The 17,946-nt window shown below is 56.9% G+C and carries 14 protein-coding genes; 9 read left to right on the forward strand and 5 right to left on the reverse strand.

What is annotated here, in order from left to right; translation table 11 throughout:
- The first annotated feature begins 25 nt into the window (after positions 1 to 25).
- The 9 genes from BLU05_RS08760 (at position 26) to BLU05_RS08800 (ending at position 8,615) form a co-directional block, all read left to right on the forward strand.
- Complete coding sequence (locus BLU05_RS08760) at positions 26 to 1,171, forward strand: benzoate/H(+) symporter BenE family transporter (protein WP_091879301.1); 1,146 nt, start codon at positions 26 to 28, stop codon at positions 1,169 to 1,171.
- A gap of 115 nt (positions 1,172 to 1,286) precedes the next feature.
- On the forward strand, positions 1,287 to 1,742 hold the full coding sequence (locus BLU05_RS08765; RefSeq protein WP_091879302.1) for a DUF2852 domain-containing protein: 456 nt from the start codon (positions 1,287 to 1,289) through the stop codon (positions 1,740 to 1,742).
- Between the two features lie 123 nt (positions 1,743 to 1,865).
- A complete protein-coding gene (locus BLU05_RS08770; protein ID WP_091879304.1) occupies positions 1,866 to 2,624 on the forward strand; it encodes a M48 family metallopeptidase in 759 nt (252 codons plus the stop codon).
- A gap of 11 nt (positions 2,625 to 2,635) precedes the next feature.
- Positions 2,636 to 3,265 carry a YdcF family protein gene (locus tag BLU05_RS08775; RefSeq protein WP_091880187.1) on the forward strand — a complete coding sequence of 210 codons (630 nt, stop codon included), beginning with the start codon at positions 2,636 to 2,638 and terminating at the stop codon, positions 3,263 to 3,265.
- 250 nt (positions 3,266 to 3,515) lie between these two features.
- Positions 3,516 to 4,175: a phosphoribosylanthranilate isomerase gene (locus BLU05_RS08780; protein WP_091880189.1), complete on the forward strand. Its 660-nt coding sequence runs from the start codon at positions 3,516 to 3,518 to the stop codon at positions 4,173 to 4,175.
- 17 nt (positions 4,176 to 4,192) lie between these two features.
- Complete coding sequence (trpB, locus tag BLU05_RS08785; protein ID WP_091880190.1) at positions 4,193 to 5,443, forward strand: tryptophan synthase subunit beta; 1,251 nt, start codon at positions 4,193 to 4,195, stop codon at positions 5,441 to 5,443.
- A gap of 2 nt (positions 5,444 to 5,445) precedes the next feature.
- Positions 5,446 to 6,285, forward strand: coding sequence for a tryptophan synthase subunit alpha (gene trpA, locus BLU05_RS08790; protein ID WP_091879305.1), 840 nt, complete (start codon positions 5,446 to 5,448; stop codon positions 6,283 to 6,285).
- 41 nt (positions 6,286 to 6,326) lie between these two features.
- The gene (accD, locus tag BLU05_RS08795; RefSeq protein WP_091879307.1) at positions 6,327 to 7,244 is read left to right on the forward strand and encodes an acetyl-CoA carboxylase, carboxyltransferase subunit beta; all 918 of its coding nucleotides are present in this window, start codon (positions 6,327 to 6,329) and stop codon (positions 7,242 to 7,244) included.
- A 42-nt stretch (positions 7,245 to 7,286) separates the two neighbouring features.
- Positions 7,287 to 8,615: a bifunctional folylpolyglutamate synthase/dihydrofolate synthase gene (locus tag BLU05_RS08800; protein ID WP_091879308.1), complete on the forward strand. Its 1,329-nt coding sequence runs from the start codon at positions 7,287 to 7,289 to the stop codon at positions 8,613 to 8,615.
- 50 nt (positions 8,616 to 8,665) lie between these two features.
- Here the strand turns inward: BLU05_RS08800 and trxA are convergent, their stop codons facing one another.
- The 5 genes from trxA to tsaE all read right to left on the reverse strand — a co-directional run bounded on the left by trxA (position 8,666) and on the right by tsaE (position 17,945).
- Positions 8,666 to 8,989 (reverse strand): thioredoxin, encoded by a 324-nt coding sequence (trxA, locus tag BLU05_RS08805; protein ID WP_091879310.1) that lies wholly within the window; start codon positions 8,987 to 8,989, stop codon positions 8,666 to 8,668.
- Between the two features lie 76 nt (positions 8,990 to 9,065).
- Entirely contained in the window at positions 9,066 to 12,569 is a 3,504-nt protein-coding gene (gene addA, locus BLU05_RS08810; protein ID WP_091879311.1) for a double-strand break repair helicase AddA, read from the reverse strand.
- Positions 12,566 to 15,709 (reverse strand): double-strand break repair protein AddB, encoded by a 3,144-nt coding sequence (gene addB, locus BLU05_RS08815; RefSeq protein ID WP_091879313.1) that lies wholly within the window; start codon positions 15,707 to 15,709, stop codon positions 12,566 to 12,568. Before addB ends, addA begins: the two co-directional genes overlap by 4 nt.
- Positions 15,702 to 16,433 carry a nucleotidyltransferase family protein gene (locus BLU05_RS08820; RefSeq protein WP_091879314.1) on the reverse strand — a complete coding sequence of 244 codons (732 nt, stop codon included), beginning with the start codon at positions 16,431 to 16,433 and terminating at the stop codon, positions 15,702 to 15,704. Before BLU05_RS08820 ends, addB begins: the two co-directional genes overlap by 8 nt.
- Positions 16,434 to 17,945 carry a tRNA (adenosine(37)-N6)-threonylcarbamoyltransferase complex ATPase subunit type 1 TsaE gene (gene tsaE / locus BLU05_RS08825; RefSeq protein ID WP_091880192.1) on the reverse strand — a complete coding sequence of 504 codons (1,512 nt, stop codon included), beginning with the start codon at positions 17,943 to 17,945 and terminating at the stop codon, positions 16,434 to 16,436.
- Position 17,946: the final 1 nt, after the last annotated feature.

Below are 17,946 nucleotides of genomic sequence, written 5' to 3' on the forward strand. Positions count from 1 at the left end.
GTCTCTTCCGAAACAGGTTTCACCCATGCGCTCCTCCGTGATTGCTTCTGCTGTCGTTGCTGCCATCGTTGGCTTTGGCGGAACGCTTGCGCTGATCATCGCGGCTGCAAACGCGCTTGGGGCAACACAGGCAGAGACAGCAAGCTGGGTCACGGCGCTCTGTCTCGCCATGTTTGTCGGCACGGGTTATCTGAGCTGGCGCTATAAAATGCCTATCATCACCGCGTGGTCGACACCGGGTCTGGCGCTGATCGGGGCAAGCACCGGCTTTACCATGCAACAGGGCGTTGGCGCCTTCATTGTCACGGCGATCGCCATCATCATCACGGGATTGGTCAAGCCGGTCTCGGGTCTCGTTTCCAAAATCCCCGCATCGATTGCTTCAGGCATGCTTGCAGGCGTCCTCTTTGCCTTCCTTACCGGTGCCGCACGAACAATTCCCGTCGATCCGCTGTTTGTATTACCGCTGATATTGCTCTTCTTCGTCATCCGCCTGTTCAGCCCGGCCATGGCGGTGCTCGCGGTGCTTTTCGGCGGAATTCTGTTTGCCTTCGCAAGCGGCCGTGTCGCCAATGTGCCGGATATCGGCCTTTCAACTCTCACGCTCATCATGCCGGTGTTCGATACCAGAGCGATTATCGGTATTGCCCTTCCCCTCTACCTTGTCACAATGGCATCGCAGAATTTGCCGGGCTTCGCAGTTCTGCGTGCTGCCGGTTACGAACCGCCAACATCAGCGGCATTGCAGGTTACAGGATTCATCTCGCTGCTAACCGCGCCTTTCGGTGCGCATACCAGTAACATGGCGGCGATTTCGGCGGCAATCTGCACGGGACCCGACGCCCATCCAGACCCGGCGCAACGCTGGTTGACAGGCCCGTTCTACGCACTCTCATATCTGATACTGGCAATTTTCGGCGCTTCACTGGTGGCGCTCTTTGCAGTCCTGCCCGCTCCATTGATTGCACTCGTTGCCGGACTTGCCCTTATCGGCGCCTTTGCCAATGCGTTGACCATTGCCCTCAAGAATGAGACGGAGCGGCTTGCCGCCGTTGTGACCTTTGCGGTGACCGCATCGGGCATTTCGATTGCCGGGATTGGCGCGGCCTTCTGGGCGCTGGTTGCCGGCCTGCTTGTCGTTGCCTTCGATCACGCAAAGAAACATATCTGATTTCAAACCCTTATCGCATTCCCGCTCACGATTTCTTGAAAAGCCGCAATCTGTCTCCCATGTCGTATTCAATCGACCAATCGGGGTCGGGCTTTCGTGAGAAGGAAGAGGTTTTATGAACACTGCTGCTTTGATCCGGCCAGGCTGGACCCCTGCAACCATCGCCCTGATGGTTATTGGTTTCATGCTGTTCTGGCCGCTTGGTTTCGCCATGCTCGCTTATATCCTTTGGGGTAACCGGCTAGAGGGTTTCAAGCGCGACATTAATCGCGCCACCGATGGCTTCTGTGGCGCGTTCCGCCGCGGCAATGGCCCATCTTTCGGACGTGGTTCCTTTGGCACAGGCAATGTTGCCTTTGACGAATGGCGTGAGAAAGAACTTGAGCGCCTCGCTGAAGAGCGTCGCAAGCTTGAGGAAATGCGTGCCGAGTTCGAAGACTATGCGAGCGAACTGCGCCGTGCCAAGGACCGGGAAGAGTTTGATCGCTTCATGGCCGAGCGCAATGCCGCGCCGAAAAAGCCGTCATCGCGCAAATCGGTTCCGGGCGTTACCGACGCCGAAGAGGAATAACCACTCTGCGGGCGGTTCCCTCCAGTGCTGCCCGCACTCCACTGCTAAAGCGGCGTCGGAGCCTTCCGGCGCCGCCTCTGTTTTGTCTCACGGCTTTCACCCGAATCAATTAAAGTCCTGCACATGATCCTGTCTCTGTTCAAAAGCCCGCCGAAAAAATCCGCGACGCTGAAAGTCGAGCGGAGCTACGAGGTTGCCGGTCGTATTCTGCCCTTGCGTGTGATGGAGAATCCCCGGGCAACGCGGCTAACCCTGCGCATCGATGCGGGCGGCAAGGGCTTGCGGATTACCGTGCCACCGGGAATGCCTGTGCGCGAAGTTGAAAAATTTCTGGCGCGGCATGAGGGCTGGATCGAGACCCGTATTGCCAAAATGCCGGATCAGCCGAAAGTGCGCCCCGGTGTCAAAATCCCGATCCGCGGTGTCCCTCATCTTATCGTGCATGAACCCGGCAAGCGCGGGACCGTCCAGCAGGAAAACGGCGCAGAAGGCCCGAGATTGATCGTGCATGGCGATCGGCCACATCTCGCCCGCCGTGTTGGCGATTTTCTCAAGCGCGAGGCGCGGCACGATCTTGATATGCTGGTGGCCCGGCATACGGCAACGGTCGGGCGGCGTGCCAAGGTCATTCGGCTGAAAGATACCAAGAGCCGCTGGGGCTCTTGCACATCAGATGGAACGCTCTCCTTTTCATGGCGCATCATGATGGCTCCGCCGCCGATCATCGATTATCTCGTTGCCCACGAAGTGGCACACCTGAAAGAGATGAATCACGGGCCAAAATTCTGGAAGCTCTGCGGCGAACTCTGCCCCGATACCGAACGATGCAAGGCTTGGCTCAAACGCAATGGCAGTGCCTTGCAGGCGATTGATTTCAGTTGATGTCAGAGTCCATTACGCCAGCTGTAGAAGCAGCTGCCCGCACGCTGTGGGATTTCCATCTCGTCTATGATCCGCTTGCCCCAGCCGATCTCATTGTTGGGTTGGGCAGCTATGACTTGCGCGTTGCGGATCGCTGCGCTGAATTGTTTCATCAGGGATTGGCACCGAAAATCCTGTTTACCGGCAAGGCTGGCAATTGGACCAACCATCTTTACAAAACGTCAGAGGCGGAAGCCTTTGCCGAGCGCGCCAGAGATGCTGGCGTTCCTGCCGAAGCCATCATCATTGAACCAAACGCCACCAATATTGGCGAGAATATCCGGTTTGCCCGGTCGATGGCAGGCGATGCCATGAAGCGGATCATCATTGTGACCAAGCCGCAGACGCAGCGCCGGGCATTTGCGACCGTGAGAGCGCAGTGGCCGGAAGTTCACGCGGATATCACCGCACCGCTCATCAATTTCGAGCAGCAGCCAATTCCTGCATACCCGCGCGACAAGCTGATCCATGAAATGGTTGGTGACGTCAAACGTATGATCGATTATCCGGCCAAAGGCTTTCAGATTCCGCAATCAATCCCTGCGCCTGTCGCAGATGCCTTCGATTTTCTTGTCAAAGCGGGTTATGACCACCATCTTTAGAGCTGCGGTCGTGAATAGCACTTTGCAAAGCGGTGGTGCGTGGTTCGACAAGCTCACCATCAGGGAGAGCGAGGATGCAACGATAATCGCAGAGATTGCAGGTCATAAAGGTTGCAGAATTCAGCTCCCCTCATCCTGAGCTTGTCGAAGGGCCTCATGGTGAGCTTGTCGAACCACGAACCTGCACCACCAACCATAAACCAAGCAAAACACTCGACTCCTGCGTGTTTTCATGGCACTGGCACCGATTATGAGCCTTGATATCAAAATATGCGGTTTGAAGACCGAGGATGCCGTTGCGGCAGCGCTTGATGAAGGTGCGTCGCATATCGGTTTCATCTTCTTTGGCAAAAGCCCGCGCAATATTGATCCGCAGACTGCCGGCCGCCTGCGCCAAGCAGCACGAGGCCGTGCCAGGGCAGTTGCGGTAACCGTGAATGCTGATGACGCGACGCTTGATATGATCGTTGCCGGAATGAAGCCTGATATGCTGCAACTGCACGGCGATGAGAGTCCCGCTCGGGTTGCCGAGGTAAAACAACGCTACGGATTGCCTGTCATCAGGGCACTTGCCCTGCGCGAACGCCGCGATCTTGACGCGATTACCCCCTATATCGGTATAGCTGACCGGTTTCTGTTCGATGCCAAGCCGCCCAAAGGATCGGAACTTCCGGGCGGAAACGGTGTGTCTTTCGATTGGCAGATCCTCGGTGGCCTTGACGCCTCCATTGATTACATGCTTTCCGGGGGCCTCAACGCTGGCAATGTTGCCGAGGCGCTGGAAGCGACGAATGCGCGCGGTGTCGATATTTCGTCAGGCGTCGAGTCCGCGCCCGGCGTAAAAGATGTTAGCCTGATCAGAGAATTTTTCCGGGCTGTGCGCGCTGCCAAAAGCGCGGACGCAGCCTGAACAAACGGAGCGGAATGGTGGACAAGGCGGTTGAACCCAATTCATTCAAGACAGGCCCTGACGAAGAGGGCATGTTTGGTATTTTCGGCGGGCGCTTTGTCGCCGAAACCCTGATGCCGCTGATCCTTGAATTGCAGCAAGCCTATGATGACGCCAAGAACGATCCGGCTTTCAAGGCTGAACTGCGTGAACTGTCGACCAATTATGCCGGACGCCCTTCAAAACTCTATTATGCTGAAGGCCTGACCAGGCACGTCCGCCAGCTTGCCAAAGACAAGGGTCTTGATGGCGGCGCAAAGATTTACTTCAAGCGTGAAGATCTCAACCACACCGGCAGCCACAAGATCAACAATTGCCTCGGCCAGATTCTGCTGGCCAAGCGCATGGGCAAAACCCGGATCATCGCTGAAACCGGCGCTGGCCAGCATGGTGTTGCCTCTGCAACAGTCTCGGCGCGCTTCGGTCTTCCCTGCGTTGTTTATATGGGTGCGACTGATGTTGAACGGCAGGCACCGAATGTTTTCCGCATGAAATTGCTGGGTGCGGAAGTGAAGCCGGTTGCGTCAGGTCATGGCACGCTGAAAGATGCGATGAACGAGGCCCTGCGCGACTGGGTGTCAAACGTCGATGACACCTATTACCTGATCGGCACTGCCGCAGGTCCGCATCCCTATCCTGAACTGGTGCGCGATTTCCAGTCGGTGATCGGTGAAGAAGCCCGCGAGCAGATACTGGAGCGCGAAGGCCGCCTGCCCGACACGATTATCGCTGCCGTCGGCGGTGGTTCAAACGCCATTGGCCTGTTCCATGCTTTCCTTGATGACAAGAGCGTCGAGATCATCGGCGTTGAAGCCGGTGGTCGCGGCCTTGATGGCGAAGAGCATTGCGCTTCGATGAGTGCTGGACGGCCGGGCGTCCTCCACGGCAACCGTACTTATCTTTTGCAGAATGCAGACGGCCAGATTCTCGACGGTCATTCTGTGTCCGCCGGTTTGGATTATCCGGGTGTCGGCCCTGAGCATTCATGGCTGCGCGACACGGGCCGAGTTTCCTATGTGCCGATCCTCGATAACGAAGCTCTGGACGCGTTCCAGCTGACGACGCGCGTTGAAGGCATCATCCCGGCACTTGAATCCGCTCATGCCATTGCTCAGGCTGTGAAGATCGCTCCTACCATGGCGCAGGACAAAATCATGATCGTCAACCTGTCGGGTCGTGGCGACAAGGACGTGCATACGGTTGGCAAATTGATGGGTATGGAGATTTAAGCATGGCTAGCCGTATCGACAGAAAATTTGCTGCGCTGAAGGCTGAGGGACGTCCGGCGCTCGTGACCTATTTCATGGGCGGTGATCCGGATTACGACACCTCGCTGAAGATCATGAAAGCGCTGCCCGGCTCCGGTTCGGATATTATCGAGCTTGGCGTTCCCTTTTCCGATCCGATGGCCGATGGTCCAGCCATTCAGGCCGCAGGCCTGCGTGCGCTGAAAAAGGGCATGTCACTGACAAAGACGCTGGCACTGGCCGCAAGCTTCCGCGAGAGCGACAACACCACACCCATCGTTCTCATGGGCTACTACAATCCGATCTATATCTACGGCGTCGACCGCTTCCTTAAAGATGCGGTAGCATCTGGCATTGACGGCCTGATCATTGTCGACCTGCCACCTGAGATGGATGCGGAACTTTGCATTCCTGCCATCAAGGCAGGTATCAATTTCATTCGCCTTGCCACCCCAACCACAGATGAAAAGCGTCTGCCTAAAGTGCTGCAAAACACATCGGGCTTCGTCTATTACGTCTCGATGAACGGCATTACCGGTTCCGCCCTGCCCGATACGAGCAAGGTGGCGGACGCCGTCAAGCGCATCAAGGAACACACGGATCTGCCTGTCGTTGTCGGCTTCGGCGTCAAGACTGCCGAGCAGGCCAAGGTCATTGGCATGGCGGCTGACGGCGTTGTCGTCGGCACTGCTATCGTCAATGCGGTCGCCAACACAATACGTCCGGATGGCTCGCTTGTCGCCGATCCGGCAGAAGCCGTCGCCACGATGGTGCAGGGACTTTCCAGCGGCGTGCGCGCCGTGCGCCTTGCAGCGGCGGAATAGAAGCCCTAAATCAAAATATCGACGAAAGAACAGGACCGATCATGAACTGGATCACAAATTACGTCCGGCCGAAGATCAATTCGATGCTTGGTCGCCGTGAAATGCCCGAAAACCTCTGGATCAAGGATCCGGTTTCTGGCGAAATGGTCTTCCATACCGATCTGGAAAAAAACCAGTGGGTTGTGCCATCGTCCGGTCACCACATGCGCATTCGTGCCAAGGACCGTCTGCGGTACTTCATGGATGACGGTGCCTACGAATTGCTGGAACAGCCGAAGGTAGCAACCGATCCGCTGAAGTTCCGTGATGAAAAGCGCTATATTGATCGCCTGAAGGAACATCGCGCCAAATCAGGCGTGGAAGATACAATCATCAACGCACTCGGCACGATCGAAGGTCTGCCGATTGTTGCGACTGTGCAGGATTTCAGCTTTATCGGCGGCTCTCTCGGTATGGCGGCGGGTGAAGCGATCATCAAAGCGTTCGAAACGGCAATTGCGCAAAAACGGCCACTGGTGCTGTTTGCCGCATCAGGTGGAGCGCGTATGCAGGAAGGCATTCTTTCGCTGATGCAGCTGCCGCGCACGACCGTTGCTGTGGAAATGCTGAAAGAAGCGGGCCTGCCCTACATCGTGGTCCTGACCAATCCGACCACCGGCGGCGTTACAGCTTCCTATGCCATGCTCGGTGATATCCACATTGCTGAGCCGGGTGCGATGATCGGGTTTGCCGGACAACGCGTTATCGAACAGACCATCCGGGAAAAACTGCCTGAGGGCTTCCAGACCGCAGAATATCTGAAGGCACACGGTATGATCGATATGGTTGTGCCGCGCACCGAGCTTAAAGCCACCATTGCCCGCCTTCTGAAGATGCTTATGGGCGAAAAAGCCACGGAAGTTCCCGAAGCCAAGCCAAATGGTGCCGCACTACCGGCAACGATTGAAGCCGAAGCTTGATTCATTTGATGGTTCTGGAGGCTTTTGCCATTGGTTTTGTCCATGTCATCCAAGGCTGAGGCGATCATTGCGCGGCTGCTCGGGCTGCATCCCAAGGGTTTTGATCTATCGCTGGGGCGTGTCACGCGTTTGCTTGATACGCTGGGCAATCCGCATCTGAAGTTGCCTCCCGTCATCCATGTGGCGGGAACCAACGGCAAAGGCTCTTGCGTCGCCTTTTCGCGAGCTCTGCTGGAAGCCGCCGGTTATACTGTTCACGTTCACACTTCGCCCCATCTTGTCCATTGGCATGAGCGCTACAGGCTTGGCGCGCCGGGTGGCGGCAAGCTGGTTGAAGATGCTGTGTTTGCCAATGCGCTGATGCGGGTCGAGGAAGCCAATGCGGGCCAAGCCATTACCGTCTTCGAGATACTCACGGCCGTTACGTTCGTGCTGTTTTCCGAGCATCCCGCCGATGCGGTGATCCTTGAGGTTGGTCTGGGCGGCCGTTTCGACGCCACCAATGTCATCCCGGAACCCGCAGTCAGCGTCATCATGCCGATCTCGCTTGATCATCAGCCCTATCTTGGCGATCGCGTGGAACTGATTGCCGCCGAAAAAGCCGGGATCATCAAGCCGGGATGCCCGGTTGTTATCGGAGCGCAGGAAGAGGAAGCCGCGCGCATTGTCCTGATCGAAACAGCCGAGCGCCGGGATTGCCCCTTTGCTGTCTATGGGCAGGACTTTTTGGCCTTCGAAGAACGCGGGCGAATGATCTATCAGGACAATACCGGCCTGCTGGACCTGCCTTTGCCCTCCCTGCTTGGCCGCCATCAACTGTCCAATGCGGCGGCGGCCATTCAAGCGGTCAAGACGGCTGGCTTTACCCTGCCCGATTATGCCATCGAGACAGCCATGACGACGGTCGAATGGCCGGCACGCATGCAACGCATGGTCAAAGGCAAACTGGTCGAACTGGCAGTGCCGGGTTCCGAGATATGGCTCGACGGCGGTCACAACCCCGGGGCAGGCATGGTGATTGCCGAGGCAATCGCCTCGCTGGAAGATCGCAGCCCGCGTCCGCTGTTTTTGATAACAGGCATGATCAACACGAAAGATCCGGTTGGTTATTTCGCTGCTTTCACCGGCATGGCACGGCACGTCTATACGGTGCCGATCCGTTCCAGCGATTCCGGTATTCCCCATGACGAGCTGGCGATTGCCGCAGCGGAAGCCGGGCTTTCTGCCGAACCGGTGCATTCCGTCGAGAATGCCCTGAAAATATTGCGCGACAGTTGGGACAAGTCAGAACCGGCTCCGCGTATTCTTATCGGCGGTTCGCTCTATCTTGCTGGTGACGTTCTGTCAGAAAACGGAACACCGCCGCAATAATAGAAAGCCCGGCAAAAGGCCGGGCTTGATAATGGCAAACGTCTTTCAGCTTATGCAGCTGAATTGCGAATCCAGTCGCTGAGCTTGCTCTTGGGAGCAGCGCCAACCAGATTGGCAGCCAGTTCGCCGTCCTTGAACATGAGCAGTGTCGGAATGGAACGTACGCCAAACTGGGCTGCAAGTTCAGGATTCTCGTCGATATTGACTTTCGCGATCGTGACCTTGCCTTCCATCTCCGAAGCGATTTCTTCAAGGGCTGGTGCGATCATCTTGCATGGGCCGCACCACTCGGCCCAGAAGTCAACAACAACAGGCTGACCGGCCTGAAGCACATCGGACTGGAAATTGCTGGTGTCGATCTTGACGGTAGCCATCGGCTTTTCCTTATTACGTTATTGAATGTTGCCCATCATGTGGTGAGTCTACCCACCCGCGTCAAGCTCGCTCATCTCACGATGCGGTGAGACGGACAAGTGCGGCCTGCATCTCATTCACTGGTATATCGATGATATGGGGACCTTCGGTGAACAGCAAGGCCGCTTCCACACTCTTTCCGGGATAAAGCGGCTCCAGTAACTGCCGGTAGAGTGCAAGCTGGGCCACATAGGCGTCAGGCACGTCCGCAAATGTGCGTGGAGCGGGGCGATTGGTCTTGTAGTCGACAATCAGCACTCGGCTTTCGCTCACGGCGAGCCGGTCGATAACACCTGAAACCGCATGATCCTTGCCGCGCAAATGCAAGGTTCCCATAATGGCGATTTCTGCCAGAGAACCGGGCGCGAATACGGGCGCAAACCGTGGATCGTTCATAACGCCGAACGCCGATTGCAGGGCGTTGTCGATTTCTTCCGGCTTCCAGTCGAAGGCAGCGCGGGAAAGATAACGCTCGGCGGCAACCAGCCTTTGATCAACTGGCAGATTGGGCAAGGTTTGCAACAGCGCGTGAATGACCGTACCACGCCGGATCGCGAATGACGGGTCAGTGCCACCAGAGCCAAGAACTGGCGAACCAGTGACCAGCGGCTCCTCCTCCTCGGGCTCGATCAGAAGTGAAACGCCAGAGGGGGCGAGGGGACGTGGCAACCCCGCTTCGCGCGCCATGGGCGACCGGTATGAACTTGGGAAAGGTAGAACCGGTCTTAAAGGGAGGGGCTCCGGTTCCTCCACCGGAACGCTTGAGCGCGCTGTCTTACGATAGCGTCTGGCAACGATATCCCCGACCGGATGTTCGAATGGCTCGCTCAGTTCTGACAACGCCGCATCGACAAGACCATGCCAGGTATCTGGAGATTGTCTGGCACCGCGATAACCGCAGACGATGAGGCGATCTTCCGCGCGGGTCATCCCGACATAGAGAAGACGGCGATATTCCTCTTCCGACCGGATCTTGAGGTTTTCCACGATAGATCCAGTAAAGGCTGTTGCATAGGATTTCGATGGCACGAAGAGGAAACCCTTGCCTTGCCAGCCCTCTTCTTCCTTCATCGGGAAAGACAGAAGGTTGGGTGTTCGCCCGCCTGACGAGGCGGAACTACCGGAATCAACCAGAAACACCACCGCAGCTTCAAGACCTTTCGCCGCGTGAACGGTCATGATGCGCACTTCATCCCGGCTCTGATCAAGCTCGCGCTTGATCTCCGGGGTTGCCGCATCGAGCGTTTCCAGAAAGGCCTGAAGTCCGGGCAGGCCGGTTTTCTCTGTCGCAATTGCATAATTCTGGAATTCATCGATAACGTCGCCAGCCTCGTGGCCAAGCCGCGCGAGAAGGTCGCGGCGCGCCCCGCCATTGCCAAGAATGTCGGCATAGAACTCGAACACCGGCACCGTATCGGCGCGGTTGCGCCATTCCTGCAGGCGTTTGGCAACAGCGGCCAATGCTGGATCGCTCTTCGCCCGGATTGTCAGACGCTGATGCAGTGTTTCATTCTCCGCGCGCCCATAGGCCAGATCGAAAAGCTGATCATCATCCCATTTGAAAACAGGGCTTTTGAGAAGCGCGGCCAGAGACAGATCGTCCGATGGCAGCAGCATAAACCGCCCGAGCGCCATCAAATCCTTGACGGCAATATGGTCTGTCAGCTTCAACCGGTCAGCACCGGCAACCGGTACCTGACGCTTCTTCAGCTCGCGTGACAGGGCTGGCATGAACTGGTCGCGCTTGCGCACCAGAACCATGATGTCCCGTGCCTGCAAACGCCGGTTCTTGCCTTCAATGATTTCGCCATTCTTCAGCCAGAGATCAATCGTCCTGGCAATCTGTTCGGCAAGGCGAACAGGCGGTGCGGGAAGACTATCGACAGGCGTTCGCCAATCTTCCTCCTGCTGCGTGGTCTCAGGCGTGAGCATGTCCCATATCTGGACTTCGCCGGGATCGTGGGACCGGATCGCCGTATGAACAGTCGCACCATGATCAACGCCAAAGCCGCGATTGGCTTCGGGTCGCTTGAAAACCTCATCAACCGCAGAAAGCACATCTGGAACGGAACGGAATGAGAAATTGAGATTGACCTTGGAGAAACTCAATTTGGCATTATCGGCGTTTTTCTCGGTTGTCTTGCCGTGGCGGGCAAAATCCTCCGGGATAGCGCCCTGAAAGGAATAGATGGATTGCTTTTCGTCGCCGACAGCAAACAGTGTACGGCGGATGTTGCGCGCGGTATTGCCGGAAAAGAACTCTTCGCTCAAAAGGCGAATGACCCGCCACTGATTGGGGCTCGTATCCTGCGCCTCATCGACCAGAATATGATCAATGCCCTTGTCGAGCTTGTACTGCACCCACGGCCCGGCATCCTGGCGCGCCAGCAATGTCACCGTGCGCACAATCAGATCATCAAAATCGAGAAGACCGCGAGCCTTCTTCATGTGCTGATAGCGGCCGATCAAATCATCAATCAGAACGAGCGCCGATAGGGTGAGCCGTATCTGCCGCAATTGCTTGAGACGGTCGAGACCGTTGAAAACTCTGTCCGCAGCCCGATCATACCGCTCCACAAAATCAGGAATGCGATCCGTGACGCCCTTCGATCCGACATAGCTGCCGCTCTTGGGATCTCCCGTAGCCTTCAGAAAAGCCGATCGCAGAACCTCTTCGCGTTGATCGACCTGCTCATTCACCTTGGCAAAACGCAGCAAAAGGGCAAATTCCTGCGCACGCGAGGCGCCTTTCGGCACCGCCATGATGTCTTCAAGTACCCCTTGCGGAAATTCTGGAACGGGCCACAGCGTTGAAAGGATATCCGTTTCGGTCTCATCGCCGCTAAAACCAAACTGGGCAAAAAACAGCGGCCGTCGCAGTGCATCATGGCCGACTTCGCGAATAAACTGGGTGAGGTCATAACGCTTATTGACCGCTTCATCGAGCAGTTCCTGCAGACCGAATTCTCCGGCCGCATCCAGAACATCTGCAAAGGCGGTTGCGAGTTCGATATTACCGTCAAGTCGCGCTGTTTGCAGCAACTGGCGTCTGGCTTCACCGACTAGCGCCATCTGCATCATGTCATCCATCAGTTCGAAGTGACCGGCGATGTTCGCTTCCAGTGGAAACTGATGCAGAATGGCTTCGCAGAAGGCGTGAATGGTCTGAATTTTCAATCCGCCCGGCGTTTCCAGTGCACGGGCAAACAGACGCCGGGCCTGTGCGAGGCGAGCCGGGCTTGGGCGCTTGTCATCGATCTTCGCAATCGTCTGTGCAAGCGCCTCTTCGTCCATCGTCGCCCAGTCTGACAATCGGGCAAAAACGCGGTTCTGCATGACGGCAGCTGCGGCCTTGGTATAGGTCAGGCACAATATTTTGGATGGATCGGTACCATCGAGCAGAAGGCGGATGACGCGCTCCGTAAGGACGTGGGTTTTGCCAGAGCCTGCATTGGCTGACACCCAGACGGAATCCACAGGATTGGCAGCGCGGTTCTGGTCGGTAATCGTTTCATGCGGGATATTAAGTGGCTTTTTCATTCGCCGCCCTCCCCGCTGTCATCGGCTCCGCCTGCCGACCATTCCAGCACGCGCGCGAGATGATCATAATTCCCGGTCAGATCGCTTTCCTTGAACGGCAATGCGCGCGACAGATAGCCCTTATGCGGGTCTTGGTAGGCAAGAAGCAATTCATTCAGCCGCAGCCAGGAAAGTTCACCCAGTTCAGGCGCCGTTTTCTCGCTCTTGTTTGCCGCCGTTCCAACTTTAAGGATCGATTCCGGATCAACCCTGCCATTTGGACGCAAGCGGACATAGAGCAGATCCGAAGCTTGACGCTTGCCGACTTCATGAAAGGCACCGCGCGCAAGAAGCGCTGCTTCCAACGCCAGTTGCGGTGAGAGCAACACATGGGCCTGTTTACGTGATGGCGTGGAGCCCGTCTTGTAGTCGATGATTTCAACAGTTCCATCGCTCATCAGATCAACACGGTCAGCGCGGCCTGATAGCGTGACACCAGTTGCTTCGACTGGAATTTTCTTTGATGCAATTTCCGGGTGGCGTACGGCAAGCAGCGGCGCGCGTTCCCGTTCCCATTGCAGAAACTCCGGCACAAGGCTGAGGAACCGCGGCCACCACACCGCATCGATTTCTTCCGGAAGGGCAATGTCATCGAAATAGCGACGCCCGATCTGCGAGAGGCGCGCCGCCGCATCGGCCTGAGCAGGATTGATGCCCAGCTCGGTGAAGTGGGCCAGGATATTGTGAAACAGTGAGCCGCGCTCTGCCGCGTCAGGGTCGCGGATCAGTGGCTCAATGGGACGCAGACGCAGGATTCGCCGGGCAAAGATCGCATAGGGATCGCGCCGCAACGTCTCGATTTCGGTGACGGAAAAATGTCTGGGTCTCGCTTCCAGCGGGGGCTTCGGCTCCGGGCGTTTAACAAAATCCTCATCCGGCGCATCATCAATCTCGCGCGCCCAATGCAGGTATTGCGCACCGCGCGCACGCAGCTCATCGCTGGCTTTCTTCCCCAGTACCGTTTCAAGCCGTTGCAACCAGCGCGAAGCAACGGTTGGCGCATTGGCTGAGCGCTGTGCCCGGCTAAGGATCACCCGCTCCATGCCAAGCGCCATCTGGAAGTCATGTGCCGCAAGGCCCGTACGCCGCTCCGGCGGCTCCAGATTGATGATGGATTTCATCGGCCGTGACATGAAAGGATCATTGCGGGTCTTGCCCGGCCACGAACCCTCATTCAATCCGCCAATAATAACCGTATCAACCGTCTGCAGACGCGCTTCCAGCGCACCCCAGATGAACAGGCGGGGATGCGCACCCGCCTTTGGCTTGACCACTTCACCCGCCATCAGCGCTTCGATCATTGACGGCCATTCAACCGGCAGGAAATCGAGGCCTGAATCGGCAGAAACGAGATTGCGCAGGAAAGCAGCGAATTGTTCACCCGCAGCCCCCGAATAAAGCCCGCCAATATCACCCTTGTCATCGCGAACGAGATTTTCAAGACTGGCAATGGTCGCCTTGATGATATCGGTTATGCCGACCGGCTCACCAATCTGCGTGAAGGCGCCAAGCTCATTCATGCATTTCCCGAGCGCCGCACAGACAATGCGGGCAGCTTCAATCCGTTGCACGGAGATCTGGCGTAACCAGACAGGTTCAAACGGAGAATCGCTGCCTTCGGCAAGACGCCGTTCAAAGAATTCGGCGAGTCCGGCCAAGGTGGCGCGTCCGGTACCGCCGCGCAGGGCGATCAATTCAATTGTTTCGGCGGCCTGACGCACCGCGTTACGGTCCATGCCAAGCCGGGTGAGCGGATGCTTGAGCAGGGCGAGCAACACAACAGGATCGCCGGGATTGAAGACCGTTTCCAAGGTCAGCCGCAAAAGCGTTGCAGGCTGCGTCTCGCGCAGGGCATGGCCGCCAGAATCGTCGGCGGCGATGTTGAAGCGCGCAAGCTCACTGGCAACGCGCCGGGCGAGATCACGATCGGCAGTGATCAGCGCCGCTGTCTTGTCTGGTTTCTCAATAGCGTCGCGCAGGGCAATGGCGACAGCGAGCGCTTCCTCGCGCTCATTGGCAGCTTCAATCAGGGCAACCGGCGCGACCGCGGCAGAGAATTGACTGCTTTCCCTGTTAATGGCGCTCCACGCTTCGCTTGTCTCGGCGGGGCGCATTGCTTCGGCGAGCAGGTGCTCGCGCGCACGCTTCTGTGGCGCAACTGCGCCAAGACGAACCACATCCTGACGAAGAACACCAAGTTCACCCAGAAGTTTCTTCAGACCGAATTGCGGATGTCCGAATATGGAAGGGTTATCTTCTGTATTCGCCAAGACCTGCCAGCTTGCGTCATCCATATCGCGATCAAGTCCCGGCAGAACCACGGCACCCTGTGGCAAAGCTGCAATTGCTGCCAGCAGATGCGCCGTGGCGGGAATCGAACCGGTAGAACCGGCCGCTATAACCGGGCCGTCCGGAGGACTACGCACAAGCCGCTCCGCTTCCAGCTCAATCAGGCGGTTGCGATGAGCAGCCGGATTGGAGCGGTGCCGTTCGTTGAGAATTTCCGGCCACAGGCTGGTAACGATGTTCAGAAAATCCAGCGTGACCTGCCACCAGTTCGGCAGCTCCTCCGAGACGATATTGGATAGCGTGCTCCAACCGCTGGCTTCAGTCTCCACCTGATCCATGAGTCCAGCCAGATCGCGCGCCAGCCAGATCGCATCCGCTGTTGTCGCGGGTATGGCAATATCCTCATTGCCAAACAGGGCACGGACATGGTCCGGCAAGCGTTCGCGCCACGGGCGAACAAGCCGTGCGAGCAGCAGGAGCCGTTCGGCGGAACCGACCGGTGGAAGCAGATCAAAAAATGCATCCGATCCCATATCAAACATGGCCGCATCTTCATCCACATCGCCGAGCGGACGAATGACCGGCAGAATGGCGGACTTTACCGGGCTCTTTTCAACGAGCAATGACCGCAGCGTGCGTGCGGCGCGGCGGGTAGGCACATAGATGGTGGCCCGGGCCAGAGCCAGCGGATCAGCAGGGTTGACGGGAAAGCCTGAAATAAGGTTGCCAGAAAGGATCGCATCAACCAGAGCGGGAAGAAACGGTTCTCCGGGCGCTATTGAAAAAATGCGGGGGCTGTCGCGGTCAACCATGGCTCTCCTGCCCGAGACCAGCAATCGCGGCTTCCGCCTCGCCGATCGCCTCGGGCGTGCCGACAGTCAACCAATGACCCTGCATGGGCATCCCGTAGAGCCGCCCGGCGCTGATGGCTTCGTCAAAATAGCGGTTGAGCGAGGAGCGAGCCGCGGTCTTTCCGGCAAACAATCGCGGGTGGGTGATCGCAGCGCCGGCATAGATATAGGGTGAGGCATCATCGGTGCGGAACCGCTGCAATGTTCCATCAGCAGCCACGGTGAAATCCCCGTGCCCTTCATAGCCGGTTGCCTGATCCATTCGCGCTATCATCAGAAGGATATCCATCTTCGAAGCATCCCACGCTTCGGCAAGCCGAACAAGGTTAGGGCGAGATCCTTCGATCCAGAATGTATCGGCATTGAGGATATAGAACGCCTCCGAACCAATCAGCGATAGAGCGTTGATGATCCCTCCTGCAGAATCAAGCAATTCGGTTCGCTCGTCCGACACAGTAATGGCTGGTGTTCGCCGCAATTTGAGATGCGATTCCACCTGATCGGCCAAATAATGGACATTGACAACCGTTCGCCCAACCCCTGCTGCGGCAAGTGAATCCAACCCCCAGTCGATCAATGATTTGCCGGCTACCTTTACCAAAGGCTTTGGTATTGTATCCGTGATGGGGCGCATACGCTTGCCCAGCCCCGCAGCCAAAATCATTGCCGTATCGGGTATCGCCATTTACTGCAACTCCAGGGAAAGAATGCCCATCTTCTCGCACCATTCACGTACAGGTTTCAGCGACGGATGAACAAGGGCGCTGGCAAGATAGGTTTGAATGCGCGGAAGATGTTTCAGATAATAGGGTTTTCCGTCGCGTTCATCCAGCCGCACAAAAATCCCGAGTATTTTGGCATTGCGCTGCGCTGCCATAATTGAAAATGCTTGCAGAAAGGCCGCTTCGTTGAACAATGTGTCGCGCGACCGCCGTTCTTCGATATACGCGTCAAGCAGATGTTTCTGGAGGGCGGGGTCAATTGTGACACGCGCATCAAGTACCAGTGATGCAACATCATAGGCCGATGGTCCGATCATAGCGTCCTGAAAGTCGATAAGCCCAATGCGGTCCATACCTGTTGCCTCACTGCGCCAAAGGATATTGGGCGAGTGAAAATCCCGCTGCACGAGGCTTTTCTCAGAACTAATAAGCTGACTAAACACCATATCCCAGGCGCCCACATATTCGTCTTTCTGTTCAGGCGTCAACGGCCTACCAGACATGCGCCTGACATACCAGTCAGACAAAAGTTCAACCTCAATCATCATGGCATCGCGGTCAAAATCGTGCACATGATGGGAGTGATCCTTGGCGACTTCGATGTCCCGCGCCCACGAACGCTCATGCATCCGCGCAAGCAGCCGCACTGAGGCTTCGTAGCGTTCGACAATCGGCGCTCCGTCAGCATCAAGGATGCCTTCACTTCCAAGGTTTTCCAGCAGCAGGAAACCGTTATCAAGATCATCAGACATGATTTGCGGAACGTAGAAACCATTTGACCGAAGAAGTTGGTTGATAGCGACGAAAGCTGTGACAGACTGGGAAAGGTGGGCAATCTGCATATAGGTTTTGCCGTCACGCAGGATAGGCCCGCCGGGATTATAAGGTGAGTTCATCAGGATAAGCGGACGCACGCAGCCGGTATCAACCGTTTCATAGCCGCGTGCAGAAGCATCCCCGAGCAGATAGCGGCGATCAGCCGTGGCATATCCCGCCCGACCGAGAAAAGTCCGGATTGAAAGTGATCGTTGTAACCTTGCAAGCGAGGCAGCCTCGCCTTCAATTTCCGCCTTGCGGCCGTCGCCATCATTGAGAAGATTGATACGGATGGTCGGCTTTCCCAGAGCATCATCAGCCCGTTCAGGCCATTCCACCAGCACCGCGCCATCTTCGAGCGCTTCATCAAGTCCAAGCTCGTCTATCTCTTCGCTGGACGAGAGCCGGTATAGATCCACATGACTGATCGGCAGCCGCAATTCCGGATAGGATTGCACGATGGTAAAGGTAGGGCTTGGAACTTCGTAGGCACCATCATCGGCGATGGTGCGGATGAGCCCACGGGCAAGTGTGGACTTTCCTGCGCCGAGATCGCCGGAAAGGGTAACAAGGTCGCCCTTGACCAGCGCCAGTGCCAAATCCTGGCCAAGCCGTTCCGTATCTTCTGCCGTTGCAAGCTGGATAATCAAAGACGTCATG

The sequence above is a fragment of the Phyllobacterium sp. OV277 genome (assembly GCF_900104355.1).
GTDB lineage: Bacteria > Pseudomonadota > Alphaproteobacteria > Rhizobiales > Rhizobiaceae > Phyllobacterium.

Coding starts and splice junctions, on each gene's coding strand:
- BLU05_RS08760 (WP_091879301.1), top strand. CDS start 26: ATGCGCTCCTCCGTGATTGCTTCTGCTGTCGTTGCTGCCATCGTTGGC.
- BLU05_RS08765 (WP_091879302.1), top strand. CDS start 1,287: ATGAACACTGCTGCTTTGATCCGGCCAGGCTGGACCCCTGCAACCATC.
- BLU05_RS08770 (WP_091879304.1), top strand. CDS start 1,866: ATGATCCTGTCTCTGTTCAAAAGCCCGCCGAAAAAATCCGCGACGCTG.
- BLU05_RS08780 (WP_091880189.1), top strand. CDS start 3,516: ATGAGCCTTGATATCAAAATATGCGGTTTGAAGACCGAGGATGCCGTT.
- trpA (WP_091879305.1), top strand. CDS start 5,446: ATGGCTAGCCGTATCGACAGAAAATTTGCTGCGCTGAAGGCTGAGGGA.
- accD (WP_091879307.1), top strand. CDS start 6,327: ATGAACTGGATCACAAATTACGTCCGGCCGAAGATCAATTCGATGCTT.
- BLU05_RS08800 (WP_091879308.1), top strand. CDS start 7,287: ATGTCATCCAAGGCTGAGGCGATCATTGCGCGGCTGCTCGGGCTGCAT.
- trxA (WP_091879310.1), bottom strand. CDS start 8,989: ATGGCTACCGTCAAGATCGACACCAGCAATTTCCAGTCCGATGTGCTT.
- addA (WP_091879311.1), bottom strand. CDS start 12,569: ATGAAAAAGCCACTTAATATCCCGCATGAAACGATTACCGACCAGAAC.
- addB (WP_091879313.1), bottom strand. CDS start 15,709: ATGGTTGACCGCGACAGCCCCCGCATTTTTTCAATAGCGCCCGGAGAA.
- BLU05_RS08820 (WP_091879314.1), bottom strand. CDS start 16,433: ATGGCGATACCCGATACGGCAATGATTTTGGCTGCGGGGCTGGGCAAG.
- tsaE (WP_091880192.1), bottom strand. CDS start 17,945: ATGACGTCTTTGATTATCCAGCTTGCAACGGCAGAAGATACGGAACGG.